Source organism: Agarivorans sp. (assembly GCF_050295395.1).
In the GTDB taxonomy this organism is placed as follows: domain Bacteria; phylum Pseudomonadota; class Gammaproteobacteria; order Enterobacterales; family Celerinatantimonadaceae; genus Agarivorans.
The window spans coordinates 17351-35788 of sequence record NZ_JBNKPP010000192.1; the positions used below are offsets into that span (position 1 = coordinate 17351).

The window sequence follows — 18438 nt, forward strand, 5'->3', positions numbered from 1 at the left end:
TTTCGCTATTTATTTTATTAGTCGAGCGTAACACTACCGTTTATATCCGAAGCATCCGAGCTATATAGCTTATGCGGAAACTTCTTTTCCAAATAAATTTGGTCTGCTTGTGTAATAGAGCGAGAAAAATGCAGGTGCATACTGCCATTACGTTGAATTCCCTTAACTAAGCCCACTACTTTTCGGCCACGCATCATCTGGCGACAATCATGCACAAAAGAGCTGGGAACATGCCCCTTAATTACATTTACCTTGCCTGAACGTAATTCGCAGACAAAGGTATAATGAATATGCCTAAGTCTAAACCCCAACACCGCTAAGACAACTAAGCAAATTATTATACTGATAGCCAAACCAACACTCCCTGTGTTTTTTGCATAAACCATAAAATAATCAACACATTAAATGTGTTGAAATGTAGAAGCTCAACAAGGGTAGTATTTAGCCAAATGAATAGCTAGGGGACAGATCAAAATTTCATAGACAAGCAATCATTCATATCTAAATTGCTAACTTGATCAACAAATTAAGCCACTAAAAGTTATGAAAACAGTTTCATAAAATGGTCAATAATTGAGCTATTCATGATAATTTCAAAATATCAGGATGAAGTGGCGAAACTGGCGTGATAATAACAGCTAAAAACTAACGATCAGTAATAAAAGAAAAAGAGAAAAGCTGCCCCTGGGGCAGCTTGAGAAAAAACTATTTTTTAACGCCTTCGATAACTAATTCCATCGCAACAGTGGTCGATTTAGGCCCAAGGTCCATTGGAATACCAAAATCCTTCATCACTAATTCGGTGCTGCCAACAAAACCGGCACGATAACCGCCCCAAGGATCGGCACCTTCACCCACTTTATTCACATCGATGGCAATCTCTTTAGTCACACCACGTAAGGTGAGCTTACCGTAAAGGGTACCGCTATCTTCGCTAGTCGCTTCATATTTAGTGCTGTTAAAGCTCGCCTCTGGGTATTGATCAACGGCTAAGAAATCTTCACTGCGAATGTGCTTATCACGCTCGGCATGGTTAGAGTTGACTGAGCTAGTATCGATTTTTACCGCTACAGTAGTCGCTTCTGGCGCAGCTTGATCATAGCTGAAGTCACCACTGAAATTGTCGAAGCGGCCTACTACAAAGCTATAACCCAAATGGTTAACTTTGAAATTGATAGAGGCATGAGCACCGCGCGTATCAATGACGTAATCGGCGGCGCTAGCAGGCAAAGCGATGGCTACAGTGCTAGCTAACAATAATGCGGCTTTAAGTTGTGTTTTCATAAATGATACCTTTAATTATTTAGTTGATTTCAACATGCGCACTAAAGTGCTGTCTTTATCGATGAAATGGTGTTTGAGGGCTGCTAGGGCATGCCCTGCCACCAGCACCATTAAACTCCAGGCGAGAACTTCGTGGATGTCTCCAGCGATTTCCTCTTGTTGCTGAATCTGGGTAATTGAAGCAGGAACATCAAACCAACCAAATACACTGATAGCTCTTCCATCAGCGGTTGAGATGAGGTAACCGGAAATCATTAGGCTGAACAACACCACATAAAGTAGAAAATGGCCTAATTTTGCTCCCGTTTTTTCCCAGTTTTTATGATTTGCAGGGCTCGCCGTATTAGGATTTATGGCACGCCAAAACAAACGGAATAACATGGTAAAAAACAACAAAATACCGACACTTTTGTGAATGTTAGGCGCCGTTTGATACCAGCTAGAATAGTAGTTTAGGTCTACCATAAATAAGCCTAATCCAAACAAACCAAAAACACTTAAGGCGACCAACCAATGTAAAACAATTGTTAACCAACCGTAACCGTGTTCGGTGTTACGAATCCGCATTTCTTCTCCTTTCCACAGATCCAGCAAAATACTGGTTTTACTAGTGTGACCGATCAAAACTACAAATAAAATTGCAATTAATTTTGCCAAACATTCTAAAAAATAGAAAAATAATAACCAATGCGGGCAGATAACAGCCAATAAATAAAAATATAATCAATAAAAGCCATTTAAACCTCAAACACTTTAGGCTTAATTCTGACCATTCATTGTTAGCTAGTTGTAACAATCAACGTTCACTTAATCAGCTCTCTCGTCATAAAGCTTTCATGTTATCTGGCTATATTTTATCGCGTATTTATCGGCTGGGCTCAGCATCGTTGCAACCAAGCCAAATCAACAAGTGATTAAGTTAAAGCTAGGATTGAGCATGAAACACTCGCATTTCGATGATTTTGATGAATGGGAAGAACAAGACTTCACGGCCAAAGCCAAGAGTCACAAGACACAAAAAGATAAAGCGCGCGCTCGTCGTCGTATCGACGAGTACGAGGAAAGGAAGCAATTACAGGCTTATCTTAGTGAGACTCAAGGATAACCGCTAAACCAGTCCCTGCACGGCAGGTGCCTATGCAGCCTGCCTTTGATTAAAGTCTAACGAAGCTTCTGCTTAGACTTGCGACGAGGATTGAAAAAATCAGCCGCATCTCCCGCCTGCTGTTGATAGAGCTCAAAGGATTTATCGGCCACCAGCTGACCAGCCAGCTCAATGGTCATTCGCCATATTCCCAGTTTATTACTCACCGGTGCCCAAATGGTGTCACCGAGGTAAAAGTCCCAGTCGTTACTGCGCACATATTCATCCCCTGCAAAGGGAGCCATCACCTGTCCCTCTTCATCAGGTATATCGGGATGATAAATGCAATAATGCAGCTGCTGTCCTTTGGCCTTTTTAATATTCACTATTAAACCAAATTCCACCTCTAGCTCGGCTTCGACTCGAGTGGTAAATTCGCGGATCTGCGGTAAGGCTTTAGCATCACTATCCCAGTGACTATATATTCCATAGCTATGTAGTTTTACCTGAGGTTTGGCTTTAGCCATCTATCTATTACTCGCCTTATCGTGATTAATCAAAGCACTATTTTAACCAAGCTTAAGCAGATCAACCATGACAATCCTTTCACCCTCGTTATAGAAGGTGTAGGCTAACAAGATAAATCACTAGCTGTTGAAAATGGCAGCTTTACACTACTTCAAGGATGACGCTATGAAAAAGCTATTTGCCGCCGCCCTACTCTTTGCCACTTGTACCCTACAAGCCAGCCCCATAGATGAACTGCTCGCACTAAATGATAGCGAACAACAAATGAAGATTATTCGGCACAATCTTAATAGCGCATTGGTGCGTAGTAACCCGCCTTTGGCCGACTATCAAGAAGTATTAACGCAATGGGCCGAGAGCTACCTGACCTGGGAAGAAATCAAACCCAAAATTGCCGAGGTATACCAAAAGCACTTCACGGATGAAGAGCTAAGCCAATTGGTCGCCTTCTACAAAACCCCAGTGGGTAAGAAAAGTCAGGCGTTAAACGCCACTTTAATACAAGAAACAGCGATTGCCAGCGCCATGGTAGCCAAAGGACACCATGAAAAACTACAAGATATGTTGCAGCAAGAAGCGCTAAAAAGAAAACAACAGCAAAGCAGTAACTAGAGAATAGCAAGCTCGCCAGTGGCTCTGGCGAGCTTCAATAAATGGCTTAGGCCAGCGCTTTTTGAGGATGGAGTCGGCTTTGCAGAAAATGCAGCAACATGCCATAAAGCGGTACGAACAAAGCCAAATTCACCGCTAACTTAAAGCCATAATCGACCCAAGCGATTTCTACCCAATGCTCTGCCATGAAGGCATCACTACTAGCGAAAAACGCCACCGCAAAAAATAAGAAGGTATCCACTAAATTACCAAATACGCTGGAGCAAGCCGGAGCCACCCACCATAACTTAAGCTGGCGTAACCGGTCGAACACCTTAACATCTAGCAATTGCCCCACCGTATAAGCCAAGAAGCTAGCTAGTGCGATACGTGCCACAAAGCCATTCCAAGACAATAAGCCCGATAGACCTTGATAAGCACCTTGATAAAATACCACCGATACCAAGTAGCTCACGATTAAAGCCGGGAACATCGCCAAAAAGATAATTTTTCTGGCTCGGCTGGCGCCAAATAAGCGCACCGTTAAGTCGGTTGCCAAGAAAATAAACGGGAAGGTAAACGCCCCCCAAGTGGTATGAAAACCAAACAAGATAAAGGGAAGTTGAACTAAATAATTGCTCGCGGTAATGGCGATAATATGGAAGGAGGCAAGGATTAGCACGCTACGGCGCTCGGCCTCATTTAATTGTAAAAACCACATGTAACTATGACCTATCTTTTTGTTAATTGGGGGTGAGAGAACCCAAGGGCGCGGGAGTATTTCACAAGCGCTCGGCAAGTTCAATAGCCAAGCAATCCGCTTAAGCGAACCCTGCGCTAAATTTTTCTACAACAACTAACAGTTTTTAAGCAAACACCACAGCTAAGGCTTCGCTGAATGCGCGTTCTTGGGTACACTGAAGCATTGGCCTGCCTGATGGCAGCCCTCTTGCCCTGCAAGCAAGAGACGAACTAGCTAAATTTAAAAAGGATGCACTTTGTCTGGCTTATTGCGGATCATCTTGATCGACACCCACCTCAGCGGTGTAGTAGAACTGAAACTCGACCAACATAGTAATATATGTGGCACCAATGCCTCGGGTAAAACCACCCTACAACGCTTGATTCCAGTTTTTTATGGCGAATATCCAAGCCGAGTCGTGCCCAGTACCCGCGACAGTTTCGAGCGCTGGTATTTACCGCGAGAAGCCAGCTACATCATCTTTGAATACCAACAGTATAATGGCCAGCAGGCACAAGTGGTATTGTCCTCGGGTCGTGAAGAGCAAGGGGTAAAGTACCGCTTCATTGGCAAGCCCTTTGAGCTAGAAGATTTCATCGAAAAACAAGACCAGCAAGGTACTTGGTTTTTAAATCCGGCTAAGTTGGGTCAAAAGCTGAAAAAGCAGCTCTATCAAGGCCAGGCGCTAGCGACCACTAAGTTTCTCAATACCCGTGAATATCGCGCCATCATTCAAAACGATCGCAGTTTACAAAACAGCGGTGACAGTGCGCTAAAAGGCTACGCGCGCCAGTTTTCGATGTGCGACCCTAAACATTCCTTGCGCCATATCGAAAAACTCGCCAAGGCGGTGCATTCTAAAGAAGGCAAGATGGAAACCATCAAGTCGATGATTGCGGCGATCATGGAAGAAGACGGCGTCACCCTAAAACCCACCTGGGTAGATGCCAATAAGGCCCAAGCGTGGATCCAAGAAACTCGCTTAATTCAACAATTTGAGGCGATTCGTCCTAAGTTTGTCAAACTGGAACAAATTCATCAGCAGCTGCTGAATAGTGAGGCGCAATTGCGTCTACTTGAGCAACAACTAAAAGATGATGAAAGCGAGCTGTACAGCCAAACTCAGAGCGGACAGCGACAAATCAATCAGCTAAAACAAGATCTCAACGCGCTAGAGCAGCAATGGCAAAACCAACGCGAACAGCTCAACCAAACGCTGTCGGCGGCCAATGCCGACGTGAAACACTTCGATCAGCAACTCAATCAAATTGAAGATGAATACCAAGCCTGGCAAGACAAAAACATTGAGCAGGCTTTAACCGCGTTAGAGCAACTGCCGCAGTGGCGCGAACAATTACGCGAAGTGAGCGAACGCCACCAGCTATTAACCGAGCAGCACAGCGACATTGAAGCCCACTTCAACCAACGTAAGAGCGACATTAACGAACAGCTAAACCGCGCGCTGAATAAGCTGCATAACAATAAAGATCAGCTACAACAACAGTTAAATCAGGAAAAACAACAGCAACAAGCCCAGCTCAGCAGCGAACAACAGCAACAACAAGCGCAAATTACTCAACTGGAGCAACGCTTCCAGCAGCAGCAACACAAAACCCAGCTAGAGTTGGCGCAGCATGAAGCGCGCACTCAACAAATGGGTTATAACGAGGAAGAAAGCCGCCAGCTCAACATCATGGACAACCGCCTTGATGAAGCCTCTCAGCAGCGCCAACTTTTATCTGCACAAGTTCGCCAACACAGTGAACAACTGCAGCAATTTAAGCAGCAACGCCAGCAAGCCGACCAGCAATTGGCCAAAGCCAGCCAGCAGCATAACCAGCTAAGCCAACAGCTAGACACCTTGCAACAACGCTTGCACCCTGCCGATGGCAGCCTGCTGGCTCACTTGCGCCAAGAACACCCACTCTGGGAACAGAGCATTGGTAAACTGATTAACCCCGCCCTCTTAGAGCGTCGCGATTTAAAACCGCATGCCGAAGAGCAGCAGCATAGCCTTTATGGCTTGGTAGTTGATCTAAAAGCCATTGATGCGCCGGAGTGCGCCGCCAGTGAGCAACAAATTCAGCAACAATTAGAGCAGGTTCAACAGGCGCTGCTCAAGGCGCAAAAGCAACGCCAACAAGCTGAACAAGAACTCGATGCCGCCAATCAAGCCGTGCAACAACAAGAACTGGCGCTAGCCGAAGCCACTGCAGCCCTGCATAATTGCGACGATAAATACCAGCGCTTACAGGAAGAAAAACAACTGCTTAAAGAACAGTTTTCGCAAGCCTTAAAACAGCGCCAGCAGGAGTCACGCGAGAGCCAAAGCAAGCTACAAGACTACCTCAGCAAGGCGCAGGCTCAGCACCAAGACTACTTAAGTGAATTACAAGCACAGCATCAAGAAGCCAAGTTAGAAACTCTAGCCTGGTGGGAAGAAAAAATTGACTCTCTAGAGGCTCAGCTTAGCCAAGCGCAGGAGGCCATCAGCCAGCGCCAAGCTCAAGCCAAGCAGGCTTTAAAACAATCCGAGCAATGGTACCGAGGAGAGCTACAAGCTCAGGGCTTAGATGACCAATTGATTGTTGACTTAGCCAAACAAAAGCGCCAACTCAACCAAAACATTCAAGACGCCGAGCAATACCGCGATGAAGTGAGTGAATATAAAATTTGGCATCAACAAGTCTGGTTAAGTCAAAAACCTAAGCTTAATCAGGCCTTGGTAGCGGCGCGCCAACAGCAAGGCGAAGCCAAGCAAGCGCTGAATCAGCAATTAGCCAACTATCAACAGCAGCGCGATAGCCAGCAAGCCTTATTGAGCAAGCACAAACAACAGTTAGAGCAAGTAGAACAACAATACGCCCAATGCCAAAACCTAATACGTAAAATCAAACAACTGGCGCTGCCGGCACTGCCAGTGACTAAACCTGAGCAGGCTCAAGGCAGCCCAGCCGAGCGCAGCCGCGAAGCCGAGCAACAAATCCAGCAACGTAACCTACACTTGGAACAAGTGAACGAGTCAGTGCGCCACTTCGACAGCTTACTCGCCCAGCAAGCCGGTTCGGATTTAAGCGAAACGTGGGAGCGCTCGCGCAGCACCTGTCGACACACCAACGACGAGGGTGAAACCAACGTGGCCTATCGCGACCTCGTGCCACATTTAGCCGAATTGCTCAACGGCTTGGTACCACAAAAGGTACAGGGTTTAATCGACCACGGCCGTAACCTAGGCATGAGTATTTGCAGCTTTTACCAAAACCTCAGTGACATCGACCAACGTATTCTCAGCCAAAGCCGCCGCATTACCCGCGAAATTGGCGAAGACTTAAGCCTAGACGGGGTGTCCGATTCAGCGGTAAAAATTCGCTCTAAAATCAGCGAGTTGGAATTTTGGGACGAACTTAAGTTATTCGTGGATAACTTCAACAACTGGCAGCAGCAAGGTTTTAGCCAATTGCCTAACGAAGACTACGCCAACAGCATGCGGATTGCCCTCGACATTATTGGCCGCAGCGCCCTCAAAGAAGGGGTATCAAGGCTATTGATGATTGAGCTGAGCCTGCGCGAAGGCAACAGTGATTTGTTGATCCGCACCGATCGCCAGCTAAATGAATCCAGTAGCCACGGCATGGCCTACCTGATTTTATGTAAGTTTCTATTGGCCTTTACTCGCCTGCTACGCGGCAATGCCGATACCTACATTCACTGGCCCATCGATGAGTTAGGTACCTTGCACCAAAGCAACGTGAAGAAAATTTTTGATGCCTGCGACCATAACCAAATTCGCATTCTCGGCGCCTTCCCTAATCCAGAGTCAGAAGTCTTGGATTTATTTACCCATCGCTACATCATCAACCGCGATAAGCGCCAACTACAAGTGGTACAACCTCGGCTTAATCCCTTACAAGAAAAACTCAAAGCCGCTAAAGCCGCCCAAGCCCAATCCACCGTGGAGAGTCAACAATGAGTATGCCTAGCGCCACCGGCATGAGTGAAACCGGCCGGCTACTGGAAGCCCTGTTAAGTGGGCAATTTATCTGCCAAATTAGCGATGAAGATGGTTTTCATTTTCTGAGTGACAGCAATAACCGAGAACGTATCGACAGCCACTTACATGTACTCAACCGTCGCTTGGCCAGTGCCTGTGAAGGCGAAGTCTACTTTTGCGCCTATCGCCAATTGGGTGATACCGAACATAAAGTGCTTAGCCAACAGTTTAATGAGATAGCGGGCAACCTGTTACCGCTCAGCGAATGGCTGATCCTCAGCCAAGAAGCCCAAGGCCAAGACAGCCCTATCAGCGCAGGCTCGGCGCTGCGCCTAAGCGAATTACAAACGGTGGTGGAAGATACGCCTGCACTACGCGAACAACTGGCGAAAATTGCTCAATATAAACTATTTGGCTCTACCAGCAGCCAAGTGGATGGCCAGCTTAAACAAATATTTAAACGCTTGTGTGAGCAAGGGTATTTGGTGCGCCCCAACCAAGAAAAACAAATTTATATCGCCACCGCCAAAGTTGATTACATCTTTGAGGTGATTAGCTTCATCGACGAAGCCGAGGGGCTTGGCCTAGAACAACAAGCCCTCGATGCAATTGGTCAGCAGGAGTCGCTACTGTGAACCAACATTTGCACCAGGCGGGCTTAAAGCTATTTAAGCTACTGGCTCGCCACGGCGAAAGCCTGATGCACGGCTACCTTAACGGCAGCTTGGATGAAAGCCAACTAAGCAGCAAACAAATTGAAAGCCTGCTTAAGGCCGGAGTGATTTGGCGCCCAGCAGCGGATGAAGGCTTGCATCTGAGTTCGCATCTGCGCGGACTGCTAGAAGAAGCCTTGAGTGATACCCGCAATCGGCAAATTGACGCCAATGTGGGCTCTCGCCTCGACACCATTAAAACCTTGGCGGCGCATTATAAGGAAGCCTTACACATCGGCGACTTAGCCGCAGCCGAAGTCTATTTAAATGACTTGAGTGAACATAGCTATAGCCTCACCGAAAGCCTGCGCCATAGCTCGCGGGTATTGTGGGGGCGAATTAACAACGAGTTTGGTTACGTGCCCAGCTTAAGTGCCAAAATCCGCGAAAATGAATTAGCCCAGCAACAGGTTAGCGAGCTATTAAATAGCCTCGCCCTACTTAACTTCGACAGCTTAAGCCAAATCGCTGGAGACATTCGCGAACTGCGCCGAATCTTGGTTCTTCATCTCAGTCAGGCGGTACATGACTGCACTCAAGAATTGGCGGTGGTACAAACTCGGCTATTGACCCTACTGGGGCGCTTCCGTGAATTGCGCGGTAAATCGCGCTTACTCAAAGGATTGCAGCTATTTCATGCTCAGCACCCAGAATTTAAGGCTCATGACCCCAGCCAACAGCTGGATGTGCCAAGCTTATTCAATCAGGCGGCAGCTTTAATTGCTCCCGCCAGCGTCGATATTCACAATAGCCAACACGAGCAAGATTTACTGCTCTTGGTTAGCCAATTGGCACCGCGCCAAGCCAGCAAACTCACTCCAGCCGAGCCGGAGCGGGCAGTAATGCTGAGCGAGACCGAGTTGTTTGCGCTACAAGAGCAGCGGATTAAACAAGATGTTGAAAACTATTTGTTGGCTGTGATTGAGAACGCAGTTGGCCAAACCGCATTAGACTATTATCAACAAAATCAATTACAGTGGGATGCTGAAGCTTGGCTTTATCAAGTATGGGGAAGTTACCATGCGCTGCCCGAAGAACAACGTAATTACTTTGCCTTAGATCCTATTGAAGACCCTCACCCGCAATTTAGCGGCAATCGTATTGTTCGAGATTTACAAGTATGGCTGCGCTAAATTCGGCCTAACATATTCAACCGGGCAACTAAAACCAGCAGCTAGGGCTTAGATTGTTTACTGTGATCTAGCTTTAGTTTTAAGAATTATTTGACTGACTTAGCGATTATTTTAGAATAGGCCCACTCAAGAGCCTGGGCAAATTAGAGAGAGCACATGAAGGTAGTTGATTTTATTAAGAAAAAGAGAGAAATGCTGGCTCAAAACCCATTTGAGTTAAAGGATTGGCTATCTCCGGCCATTCGTGACTATTGGCTCGAGTTTCTTAATAAAGCTCACCACCACCAGTTAGTGAGTTGGGTTAAAGAACACCAACTTAGCAGTGCTGCCGAGCAACCCGCCAACACTAAAGAGACCATTGAACTACACCCCAAAGCCGAAGCGTTATTGGAGGAGTTGTCGATGCAGTTAGGCGAAGAGATCCACATTGGCGACTGGCTCACTGTTACTCAAGAGCGAATCAACCAATTTGCCGACGTAACCAAGGATCACCAATGGTTACATACCGATCCCGAGCGTGCCGCCGAAGAATCGCCGTTTAAAACCACTATTGCTCATGGCTTTTTAACCCTGTCTTTATTGCCCGCGCTCACCGAAAGTGTTGACCCAGATAACCCGCAATATCCTTCGGCAAAGATGATGGTGAACTACGGCATTAACCAAGTGCGTTTCCCTTATCCAGTTAAGGTGAATAACCGGATCCGTGCCCGCACCCGCTTAACTAAAGTGAATCCGATTAAACGCGGTTTAGAACTGGTGAAAGAAATCACCGTGGAAATTGAAGGCTGTCGTCGCCCAGCTTGTGTGGTGGAATCGGTGGTACGTCTCTATTTTTAATCGCTTTTAATCGCTATGATGGTTCACGTTAGGGTTAGTTAAAGGAGCTTAACGTGAACACAGCGCTTTCTCATTCCATCTCTGTTCAACATCATCATCATCAGCAATATCCTTCTTATCACTATTTGGTGAGCCAGCCGCAGTCATTAGAGGCCAACCGAGCCTATCCCTTAGTATTGTTTTTACATGGTCGCGGTGAAATTGGCGGTAACATCAAACAACTACTCGATTTTGGCCCCAATGCTTACTTACAAAAGGCCCACCTAGACGCTATTTGTATTAGCCCACATATTCCAGAGGGGCGCAGCGCTTGGGCAGTACATGAACTAATTAGTTTATTAGACGAAATTGAACAGCAATTTAATATTGATCCTCAGCGCATCTATTTAACCGGTTTGAGCATGGGGGGATTTGGTGTGGCCAACCTTGCCTTGGCTCAGCCGCAACGCTTCGCCGCACTGAGTGTTCTCGCTGCTGGCGACCCAAACCGCCTGGCTCCTTGGTCGTTGAAGCTACCCGCTCGCCCCATCTGTGACGAACTCTACCAGCGCCTCAACGCCTTGCCGATTCATCTAGCTCATGGCCTCAAAGATGAAGTAATTCCAGCCGAATTTTCGATAGAGCTGGCCGACAAACTCAGTCTGCTGCCACGGCAGGCTCCGCTGCATAGCACTTGGTATCCTCAGCACGCTCACAACATCTGGGATGATGTGTATGCCAGCCAAAGCTTTTGGTGTTGGTTGCTCGAACAAGCAAATTCTCAAGCGCAACGCCCAGCCGCTTCACAACTCGATCCCAAGTTGTTTATTGGCGACTATGGCAATCAACAAGACTACGTAAGCATTGAGCTGCATCCTCAACAAGGTCTGCGCTTATTGTGTAAGGATTTGCAAGATAACGAACTGAGCTTTCAGCTCTACCCGGTGGCTGAGGATTTACTGTTTTGTGAAATTGGTTGTTTACGCTTGATTCACCAGCCACAGGGGCCAACCCAGCTAGCGCTCACCCGTTTAACCCTTTTGGATAAATTTGACTTAAACGCTGCGGACTAAGTCAGCCGCTTGGTGTAGCTTTCGCGCTGAATATCCACTACTTCGGCGCTCAAACTTTTTACCATGGCTAACTGGGCAGACAAACCGTTCACGATGGCGCTAGTCAGCGCCAATTTCTGTTGTGGGCTACGCCCGGATAGAATATGTAAGCGAATATGCATGAAACTGTGGTCGGCCAAACCACTGAATACATCACTGTAAGGCTGCGCTCTTAACTTGATCGCCGCGCTATCAAACTCAGCACTTTTTTCAAGCAAATCAAACAACTGATGCAAGACTTGCTGAATATCAACATGCGCTTTTAAATCAGCAGAATATTCAACGATACAATGTGGCATAGGACGCCTAAATTTACCCATTCGATGGTCTTTCCACCTTAGGAAAATACCTAGCGAAATTCCATTAAAAAAACCAAATAAAAGATTGATCTAGATCACATCAATCGGCTAGTCTCGCTCAGATAATGCACCGCCCACAAAGCGCATCACTTTTACCCTTTATTTTGGAAGCACACACTATGAGCACCACCACTACCGCAAACCCCGCCCCACTTGGATTAATGGGTTTCGGTATGACTACCGTTTTACTCAACATTCACAATGCTGGTTTTTTTCCTATTGATGCCATGATCCTAGCCATGGGACTGTTTTATGGCGGCCTGTCACAGGTTATCGTCGGCATAATGTGCTTCAAACGAGGCGATACTTTCGGTACTACCGCGTTTACCTCTTACGGCTTATTCTGGCTTAGCTTTGTTGGCTTATTGCTACTGCCTAAAATGGGCTTGGCCGAAGCCAGTCCACATGGGTTCATGGGCTGGTACTTAAGCCTGTGGGGCCTATTTACCGCCTTCATGTTTATTGGTTCATTACGTTACCCCACCGCCAAACAAGTGGTATTTGGTAGCCTAACGTTATTGTTTGCGTTATTGGCCATACGTGACTTTACTGGCAGTGCCTTAATCGGCACCATCGCCGGTTTTGAGGGTATTTTCTGTGGTTTATCGGCGATTTATTTTGCCATGGCCCAAGTACTCAATGGCGAATTTGGTCGCACCATTTTGCCAGTTGGCCGTCCGCTACAATTTAAGCAACAGCCACAAGCGCTGAAAGTTGCCGCGTAAGCTAACTAATTGGCTAAGCCTGCCAGTACCGCAGGCTTAGTCAAACTGTCATCACCTATCAATAATTGTAAGTCTTCTATATAAGCATCCAGCTTTGCCAACAAATGGCGCTTTTGTTTGGCATTAGCCAAGGCCAGTATTTCGCTCATTCCCTGCGCCCATATTTGATGGTTTGCGGTAAAACGCGCCGCTAGCGGCTGCGGCCAAAGTTGCTCAGATTCAACTAACAATACATAAAAACGCTGCTCTAGGTAGGCTTGTTGACGCGGCTGACTCATACTGAAGGCCAAATATTGTTGCCACTTGCTTTGCACCGCAGACCAATCGGGGCGAGTATCCACTAATTGCTCGGCCATCCGTTCAATTAGCACTTGCTGCTGAGCATTCACACTCCCCAGCCAGCGCTCAACACTCTCGCTGAGATGCACTTGACGGTATTCCAGATGGCTTTGCTGGCGGTGCTCCGTTGGCTGCTGTTGCGCCAGTTGACTAATAAACTGATTCACCTGTTGTGGTGTTGCGCTCTGGGCTAGCTCGGCCAGGTCTCGGTAGACATAGTTGGCCACTACTCGCAGATTTTCCCGCCAAGCAGCCACCTGTTCTTTTAATTGCTGAGGGCTGATCCCGGCAACAATTTGCGCCCGCAATAACTGTAACTGAGCCAAATAAATAGGCAGCTGGCTACTGCGGTGCCAAGCGAGCCAATCTAGCAACATCGGTTCAAATTGCTGCTGTTGTTGCTCTGTGAGCTCTACATAATCATCTATCAACCAATAGGCCAACCAATCGAGATTATTGTAAACAAAACGCATACCACAGCCGCTGAGCAAAACACTCAGTAACAGCACTACCGTCCATCGCCTCACTCGTTTAGACATCGGCTCTCCTTTCTATAAACAGACCGAAGGAATTGGAATTAGTTCTCAGTTATTCTCGCTATTATTATTTAGGCTTGAGAGATGAAAGCAAGCAGAGTAGATTAGCTTGCCCGTTAACCGCGCCTTGGCGCCTCAATACCATGGACGGATAATTGTCTGCTTTAATTAAAAAAACACTGCTGGTCTGCGGCACAATTGCGGGTGCGTTTGCATTGGGTTTTGGCTATAGCTATTGGCAAGCGAAGCCAGCTGATATTCACTTTGAGCATTGCTCTGCATTACAACAAGGCCGTTGCAGTTGGTTTGTAGAACAACAGCAATGGCAAATTAGCTTGCCCTCAAACACGCTTCCGGCAATGTTGGCTCAACCTCTGCGCCTAAGCACCGATCTGGAAAACCCACCTCCTCTGGAACTACGTTTACAGGGTAAAGACATGTATATGGGTGAAGTTAAAGTCAAATTGCAAGCCAACGCCAATGGCAGTTATCAAAGCGAGCTATTATTGCCCATTTGCAATACCGGAAAAATGCGCTGGCGAGCCGAAATAACATCACTGGATGCCAGTCGTCCCCTAGCCCTTAGTTTTGAGGTTGATAGCCAATGAAGTATTTCTCCTGGATAGTCGTAGTCTGTCTGAGTGCCGTTGCCGGAATTGTTAGTTTCCAATGGTTTAACCAAGCCCCAAGCCCTCAGGTGCCAGTGGCCAAGTCTGCGGTGATAGCCAAGGTGCCTAACAACTTATTTAAAATAACCAGTAGTGATGGCCGTTTTAAGGGCTTAAGCGATAAGAAGCGTTTATATATTGCCTACTTTGGTTTTACCCACTGTCCCGACGTTTGCCCCACCTCATTAGCGGTGCTTAGTGCCGCGCTGCAAGGGATTTCAGCGCCTCAAGCTGAGCAATTACAAAGCTTGTTTATTAGCGTTGACCCGAAACGAGATACACCTGAAATGGTAACGACCTATGCCCACTATTTTCATCCCGATATCGTGGGATTAAGCCCTCAAGAAGGGCAGTTACTCGGCTTAAGTCAAAGCCTGGGGGTATATTATCAATATGTGGAGATTCCCGACTCGGAACTTGAATATAGCGTGGACCATAATTCGTTTTTCTATTTCATTAACCCTCAGGGAGAGTTGCTAGCTAAAGTCCCTCATACCCTAGACCCTCAACCAGTGATCGATAAAATACAACAACTGTTAAGCCAACTATAAGGATCCACTATGCGCGCATTGATACTAATAACAAGCCTCATGTTGAGCGGCTACTCTTTAGCGGCTTCTCTAGAATTAACTGGCGCTTACGCCAGAGCGACTCCTCCTAATGCCCCCACCAGTGCTATTTTTTTACAGCTGAGCAACCCCACAGAACGCAGCATCAGCCTGATTTCGGCTAATACACCAGCCGCCGGCCGAGTCGAATTACACACCATGATAATGGATGGTGATGTGATGAAAATGCGTCAAATTGAAAAAATAGAAGTGCCTGCTCATTCCACTGTAGAACTGAAGCCTGGCGGTTTACACCTGATGTTATTTGACCTTCAACATGCCTTTGAAGAAGGCCAGCAACTTAGCCTAGATCTTCATTTCTCCGATGGCAGCCAGCAGCACATTAAGCTGCCGGTGAAAAAAGTAATGCTAATGAAGAATATGCAACACTAATACTTGGTCACGGGAGCTGAGGACTAGTCCACCAGATAATTGTCAATGGACAGGCCATAATCCCGTGGCGATACCGCCGCTTCGATGAGATCGTGCGAGTATTTACTCAGGTCGAGTAATCTGACTTCGGTATGAGTATTGGTCAAGGTATTGAAGATCACCTTAACCACCGGCTTTAATGGCTTATCTGAATTACGCTGCACCACTACGCCTAAACGACCCGATTTTAATCTCACCGTTGTGCCTACTGGGTATACCCCCATACAACGAATAAACTTCTCAACCAAGATCTTATCAAATTGACTATTAACACTTGCCAATAAAATTCGAAAGGCCGCTGTAGGCGGCACGCCACTCTTATAGACTCGATCCGCGGTAAGCGCGTCATAACAATCTACAATATTGGCCATGCGGGTGGTTTCAGAAAGCTGGTCGCCCTTAAGTTGATTAGGGTAACCCTTGCCGTCTAAACGCTCATGGTGGTTACGGGCAATATCCAACATGATAGTTGATACTCCCTCCTGGGCCTTGAGGATTTGGTAACTATGCACCACATGCTGGCGCATAATCACAAATTCTTCGTCGGTTAATTTACCGGGTTTCTGTAGCACCTCATCGGGAGTATTGATTTTGCCAATGTCGTGCAACATGCCCCCCATCAGCAACTGTTTTTGCTGATTTTTATTCATGCCTAAGAAACGACCAAAATAAGCTAATAACATGCCCACGTTGAGCGAGTGCTCCATTAAATACTTATCTTTGGCCCTAATTTTGGCTAAACACAACAAGGCATTACTTTGACTTTCCAAAGAATTAATCAAACCTTCGGCTGCCCGCTCCATTGGCTGCAAATTAATCGACTGGCCATGTTGCAGCTGTTTGAAGTACTTACTTTGTAACGTTTTGGCTTCATCAAATAGGCGCTTGGCAGCGCGTTGGTCACTTTCTTTAGTAGAACTTCTTGTTTCAGGAACAGCGGCGCGCCTGCCAGCTTCCGCTTGGGTGGGTTCTGGCACCTCTTCAACGGCGCTTTGCGACCAGTCTACAGTGACATTAATAATGCCTTTATTTTTTAACACTTGAAGTTGTTTAGCTGCGGTAATGCGACCGGGTTTAGCGACGCTTGCCTTGCCTTTTTGGTTAGCAATCGCGACCACATACATCCCCTTTTTTAAGGAGTTAATATCTACGATTCTTAGATCTGGTTTAGGCTCGATCATAACTTTGAGAATTTACTTGAGGTAACTACTAATTCCAATTCAGCTATATTAAATCAATCGGCCAAAATAACCTGTGCTAAGCCTTGAAATTGTTATAGCTATCAAAAAAGTAGAATAAATATCAGCATAAGAAAATCACCTTATAACATTGCCTTATAGCTTCTCCATCACGTCATAAATACCCCTTGCCAGATAACCAGCAGCAGCTAAGTATCTAGCATCTCAATAAACCAAGTTAAGCCTTGGAGCTTCTTTACTGCTTCACTATACTGAGCCCATGCAATACTTAGAGTTTTGGCGACTAGCGCTATTTGTTGGACTACTTAGTCTATTCATGATTTTGGAATGGGCTTGGCCTAGGCATGCTCGGCGCCTTCCTCGGCGGCAACGCTGGCCAAGTAACCTTGGCTTAATTGTGCTTAACAGCCTTGCGCTTAAATGGTTATTTCCCTTAGGAACTTTGAGCTTAAGTTCGCTGGCTGAACAGCAACATTGGGGCTTATTGAATCAACTGGCACTGCCCAGCTGGCTCAGTATTGCTATCTGTTTATTGCTATTTGACCTTGCCATTTATTGGCAACACCGCTTATTTCATGCCATCCCGCTACTCTGGCGAATACACCGTGTTCACCATGTTGACCCCGATTACGATGTTAGCCTTGGTCTGCGTTTTCACCCCATCGAGATAATCTTATCGATGGCGATTAAATTGGGACTAATCGTAATGTTGGGCGCACCACTTGTCGCAGTATTTCTATTTGAAGTCATTCTTAACGGTATGGCCATGTTTAATCATAGCAACCTGAACCTTCCGCAGCGATGGGATGCGCGGCTAAGACGCGCGCTGGTTACCCCAGACATGCACCGAGTACACCACTCTCAGCTTTATCATGAACATAACAGCAACTACGGCTTCAACCTATCCTGCTGGGATAAACTGTTTCGCAGCTACCGAGCCCAGCCTGAGCAAGGCCATCAAGGGATCAATTTTGGCCTAGCCAACTGGCCGTTGGCTAAAGACAATCGGCAATTACCCGGTTTGCTTAGCCTGCCCTTTCGCTCCTCCAACAAACTCAATAAATCGTCCATAAACAAGGTTTAATCGAAACTGGAGAGCCGCCGTATTAACTGCTATATTTCAGCTCCGCTTGAGTAAGGACGCAGAGATGTATAGCAGCTTATTGATTATTTTAGGTGCATTAATTGTTGGCTATGCCATTCCCCTAAAACATCCTTCTGGATTAACACTTGTTCGCCGATTAAGCAGCTGGATGCTCTATCTCATCCTGTTCTTAATGGGTTATGGCTTGGCTTTTGTTGATAATCTGGGTCAAAACATTCTGCAATTGCTCTATCAAAGCCTTAGCTTAATCGCCTTGTTATTACTGTTTAACCTATCGGCTCTAGTTTGGGTGGGGCGTTTTTTAGACATGCCACAGGCCGAGCCACTGCAAGCGCGTAGTGCTAACAAGTGGGCCTTGTTTAAAGACCCATTACAGCTAATTGGCTTGCTAATTTTAGGCCTAGTCTTGGGTTTGCTTTACCAACAACGTCTGCCCGCTCAGGGCGTATTAGCCGAATACGCACTTATTGTGT

The 18438-nt window shown here is 46.5% G+C and carries 20 protein-coding genes and 1 pseudogene; 13 read left to right on the forward strand and 8 right to left on the reverse strand.

Annotated elements, in window-relative coordinates; genetic code table 11:
• Nucleotides 1-17: 17 nt before the first annotated feature.
• From ACQY6Q_RS11245 to ACQY6Q_RS11255, 3 genes are all read right to left on the reverse strand, one after another.
• A complete protein-coding gene (locus tag ACQY6Q_RS11245) occupies nucleotides 18-353 on the reverse strand; it encodes a DUF3634 family protein (protein WP_427981451.1) in 336 nt (111 codons plus the stop codon).
• A 352-nt stretch (nucleotides 354-705) separates the two neighbouring features.
• Nucleotides 706-1284, reverse strand: a complete 579-nt coding sequence (locus ACQY6Q_RS11250) for a YceI family protein (protein ID WP_427981453.1) — start codon at nucleotides 1282-1284, stop codon at nucleotides 706-708.
• Nucleotides 1285-1299: 15 nt separating this feature from the next.
• On the reverse strand, nucleotides 1300-1851 hold the full coding sequence (locus tag ACQY6Q_RS11255) for a cytochrome b (protein WP_427981494.1): 552 nt from the start codon (nucleotides 1849-1851) through the stop codon (nucleotides 1300-1302).
• Nucleotides 1852-2221: 370 nt separating this feature from the next.
• On the opposite strand from ACQY6Q_RS11255, the gene ACQY6Q_RS11260 reads away from it, so the two are divergent.
• A complete protein-coding gene (locus ACQY6Q_RS11260; RefSeq protein WP_427981455.1) occupies nucleotides 2222-2389 on the forward strand; it encodes a PA3496 family putative envelope integrity protein in 168 nt (55 codons plus the stop codon).
• Between the two features lie 56 nt (nucleotides 2390-2445).
• Here the strand turns inward: ACQY6Q_RS11260 and ACQY6Q_RS11265 are convergent, their stop codons facing one another.
• The gene (locus ACQY6Q_RS11265) at nucleotides 2446-2895 is read right to left on the reverse strand and encodes a DUF3859 domain-containing protein (RefSeq protein WP_427981457.1); all 450 of its coding nucleotides are present in this window, start codon (nucleotides 2893-2895) and stop codon (nucleotides 2446-2448) included.
• 166 nt (nucleotides 2896-3061) lie between these two features.
• On the opposite strand from ACQY6Q_RS11265, the gene ACQY6Q_RS11270 reads away from it, so the two are divergent.
• On the forward strand, nucleotides 3062-3508 hold the full coding sequence (locus ACQY6Q_RS11270) for a DUF2059 domain-containing protein (RefSeq protein WP_427981459.1): 447 nt from the start codon (nucleotides 3062-3064) through the stop codon (nucleotides 3506-3508).
• Between the two features lie 46 nt (nucleotides 3509-3554).
• Here ACQY6Q_RS11270 and ACQY6Q_RS11275 read toward each other — a convergent pair whose 3' ends face one another.
• Nucleotides 3555-4208 (reverse strand): 7-cyano-7-deazaguanine/7-aminomethyl-7-deazaguanine transporter, encoded by a 654-nt coding sequence (locus ACQY6Q_RS11275; RefSeq protein ID WP_427981461.1) that lies wholly within the window; start codon nucleotides 4206-4208, stop codon nucleotides 3555-3557.
• A 277-nt stretch (nucleotides 4209-4485) separates the two neighbouring features.
• Between ACQY6Q_RS11275 and ACQY6Q_RS11280 the strand changes: the two genes are divergently transcribed.
• From ACQY6Q_RS11280 to ACQY6Q_RS11300, 5 genes are all read left to right on the forward strand, one after another.
• Nucleotides 4486-8199, forward strand: a complete 3714-nt coding sequence (locus ACQY6Q_RS11280) for an ATP-binding protein (RefSeq protein WP_427981463.1) — start codon at nucleotides 4486-4488, stop codon at nucleotides 8197-8199.
• Nucleotides 8196-8855, forward strand: a complete 660-nt coding sequence (locus ACQY6Q_RS11285) for a hypothetical protein (RefSeq protein WP_427981465.1) — start codon at nucleotides 8196-8198, stop codon at nucleotides 8853-8855. Before ACQY6Q_RS11280 ends, ACQY6Q_RS11285 begins: the two co-directional genes overlap by 4 nt.
• The gene (locus ACQY6Q_RS11290) at nucleotides 8852-10066 is read left to right on the forward strand and encodes a phosphoenolpyruvate carboxylase (protein ID WP_427981468.1); all 1215 of its coding nucleotides are present in this window, start codon (nucleotides 8852-8854) and stop codon (nucleotides 10064-10066) included. Before ACQY6Q_RS11285 ends, ACQY6Q_RS11290 begins: the two co-directional genes overlap by 4 nt.
• A 156-nt stretch (nucleotides 10067-10222) precedes the next feature.
• Nucleotides 10223-10903 (forward strand): MaoC family dehydratase, encoded by a 681-nt coding sequence (locus tag ACQY6Q_RS11295; RefSeq protein WP_055734146.1) that lies wholly within the window; start codon nucleotides 10223-10225, stop codon nucleotides 10901-10903.
• Nucleotides 10904-10956: 53 nt separating this feature from the next.
• Nucleotides 10957-11955 carry an alpha/beta hydrolase-fold protein gene (locus ACQY6Q_RS11300; RefSeq protein ID WP_427981471.1) on the forward strand — a complete coding sequence of 333 codons (999 nt, stop codon included), beginning with the start codon at nucleotides 10957-10959 and terminating at the stop codon, nucleotides 11953-11955.
• On the opposite strand, the gene ACQY6Q_RS11305 is transcribed toward ACQY6Q_RS11300, so the two are convergent.
• Nucleotides 11952-12314 (reverse strand): 5-carboxymethyl-2-hydroxymuconate Delta-isomerase, encoded by a 363-nt coding sequence (locus ACQY6Q_RS11305; RefSeq protein WP_427981473.1) that lies wholly within the window; start codon nucleotides 12312-12314, stop codon nucleotides 11952-11954. The two genes, ACQY6Q_RS11300 and ACQY6Q_RS11305, sit on opposite strands and share 4 nt — an antisense overlap.
• A gap of 158 nt (nucleotides 12315-12472) precedes the next feature.
• On the opposite strand from ACQY6Q_RS11305, the gene ACQY6Q_RS11310 reads away from it, so the two are divergent.
• Nucleotides 12473-13078 carry an acetate uptake transporter gene (locus ACQY6Q_RS11310; protein ID WP_427981476.1) on the forward strand — a complete coding sequence of 202 codons (606 nt, stop codon included), beginning with the start codon at nucleotides 12473-12475 and terminating at the stop codon, nucleotides 13076-13078.
• A gap of 5 nt (nucleotides 13079-13083) precedes the next feature.
• On the opposite strand, the gene ACQY6Q_RS11315 is transcribed toward ACQY6Q_RS11310, so the two are convergent.
• Complete coding sequence (locus ACQY6Q_RS11315) at nucleotides 13084-13956, reverse strand: DUF6279 family lipoprotein (protein ID WP_427981479.1); 873 nt, start codon at nucleotides 13954-13956, stop codon at nucleotides 13084-13086.
• A 152-nt stretch (nucleotides 13957-14108) separates the two neighbouring features.
• On the opposite strand from ACQY6Q_RS11315, the gene ACQY6Q_RS11320 reads away from it, so the two are divergent.
• The 3 genes from ACQY6Q_RS11320 to ACQY6Q_RS11330 are packed head-to-tail and all read left to right on the forward strand — an operon-like array spanning nucleotide 14109 to nucleotide 15622.
• A complete protein-coding gene (locus ACQY6Q_RS11320) occupies nucleotides 14109-14561 on the forward strand; it encodes a hypothetical protein (RefSeq protein ID WP_427981481.1) in 453 nt (150 codons plus the stop codon).
• A complete protein-coding gene (locus ACQY6Q_RS11325; protein ID WP_427981484.1) occupies nucleotides 14558-15172 on the forward strand; it encodes an SCO family protein in 615 nt (204 codons plus the stop codon). Before ACQY6Q_RS11320 ends, ACQY6Q_RS11325 begins: the two co-directional genes overlap by 4 nt.
• A 9-nt stretch (nucleotides 15173-15181) precedes the next feature.
• Nucleotides 15182-15622, forward strand: a complete 441-nt coding sequence (locus ACQY6Q_RS11330) for a copper chaperone PCu(A)C (protein ID WP_427981486.1) — start codon at nucleotides 15182-15184, stop codon at nucleotides 15620-15622.
• A 23-nt stretch (nucleotides 15623-15645) separates the two neighbouring features.
• On the opposite strand, the gene ACQY6Q_RS11335 is transcribed toward ACQY6Q_RS11330, so the two are convergent.
• On the reverse strand, nucleotides 15646-16842 hold the full coding sequence (locus tag ACQY6Q_RS11335; protein ID WP_427981489.1) for an HD-GYP domain-containing protein: 1197 nt from the start codon (nucleotides 16840-16842) through the stop codon (nucleotides 15646-15648).
• 277 nt (nucleotides 16843-17119) lie between these two features.
• On the opposite strand from ACQY6Q_RS11335, the gene ACQY6Q_RS11340 reads away from it, so the two are divergent.
• Together ACQY6Q_RS11340 and ACQY6Q_RS11345 are read left to right on the forward strand one after the other, a co-directional pair.
• Complete coding sequence (locus ACQY6Q_RS11340) at nucleotides 17120-17944, forward strand: sterol desaturase family protein (protein ID WP_427981492.1); 825 nt, start codon at nucleotides 17120-17122, stop codon at nucleotides 17942-17944.
• 64 nt (nucleotides 17945-18008) lie between these two features.
• Nucleotides 18009-18438 (forward strand): annotated as a pseudogene (locus ACQY6Q_RS11345) (hypothetical protein); the annotation flags it as partial.

Excerpts from the sequence above, each read along its gene's own strand:
- ACQY6Q_RS11250 (WP_427981453.1), bottom strand. The coding sequence starts at position 1,284 with ATGAAAACACAACTTAAAGCCGCATTATTGTTAGCTAGCACTGTAGCC.
- ACQY6Q_RS11255 (WP_427981494.1), bottom strand. The coding sequence starts at position 1,851 with ATGCGGATTCGTAACACCGAACACGGTTACGGTTGGTTAACAATTGTT.
- ACQY6Q_RS11260 (WP_427981455.1), top strand. The coding sequence starts at position 2,222 with ATGAAACACTCGCATTTCGATGATTTTGATGAATGGGAAGAACAAGAC.
- ACQY6Q_RS11265 (WP_427981457.1), bottom strand. The coding sequence starts at position 2,895 with ATGGCTAAAGCCAAACCTCAGGTAAAACTACATAGCTATGGAATATAT.
- ACQY6Q_RS11270 (WP_427981459.1), top strand. The coding sequence starts at position 3,062 with ATGAAAAAGCTATTTGCCGCCGCCCTACTCTTTGCCACTTGTACCCTA.
- ACQY6Q_RS11275 (WP_427981461.1), bottom strand. The coding sequence starts at position 4,208 with ATGTGGTTTTTACAATTAAATGAGGCCGAGCGCCGTAGCGTGCTAATC.
- ACQY6Q_RS11285 (WP_427981465.1), top strand. The coding sequence starts at position 8,196 with ATGAGTATGCCTAGCGCCACCGGCATGAGTGAAACCGGCCGGCTACTG.
- ACQY6Q_RS11295 (WP_055734146.1), top strand. The coding sequence starts at position 10,223 with ATGAAGGTAGTTGATTTTATTAAGAAAAAGAGAGAAATGCTGGCTCAA.
- ACQY6Q_RS11305 (WP_427981473.1), bottom strand. The coding sequence starts at position 12,314 with ATGGGTAAATTTAGGCGTCCTATGCCACATTGTATCGTTGAATATTCT.
- ACQY6Q_RS11310 (WP_427981476.1), top strand. The coding sequence starts at position 12,473 with ATGAGCACCACCACTACCGCAAACCCCGCCCCACTTGGATTAATGGGT.
- ACQY6Q_RS11315 (WP_427981479.1), bottom strand. The coding sequence starts at position 13,956 with ATGTCTAAACGAGTGAGGCGATGGACGGTAGTGCTGTTACTGAGTGTT.
- ACQY6Q_RS11325 (WP_427981484.1), top strand. The coding sequence starts at position 14,558 with ATGAAGTATTTCTCCTGGATAGTCGTAGTCTGTCTGAGTGCCGTTGCC.
- ACQY6Q_RS11330 (WP_427981486.1), top strand. The coding sequence starts at position 15,182 with ATGCGCGCATTGATACTAATAACAAGCCTCATGTTGAGCGGCTACTCT.
- ACQY6Q_RS11335 (WP_427981489.1), bottom strand. The coding sequence starts at position 16,842 with ATGATCGAGCCTAAACCAGATCTAAGAATCGTAGATATTAACTCCTTA.
- ACQY6Q_RS11340 (WP_427981492.1), top strand. The coding sequence starts at position 17,120 with ATGCAATACTTAGAGTTTTGGCGACTAGCGCTATTTGTTGGACTACTT.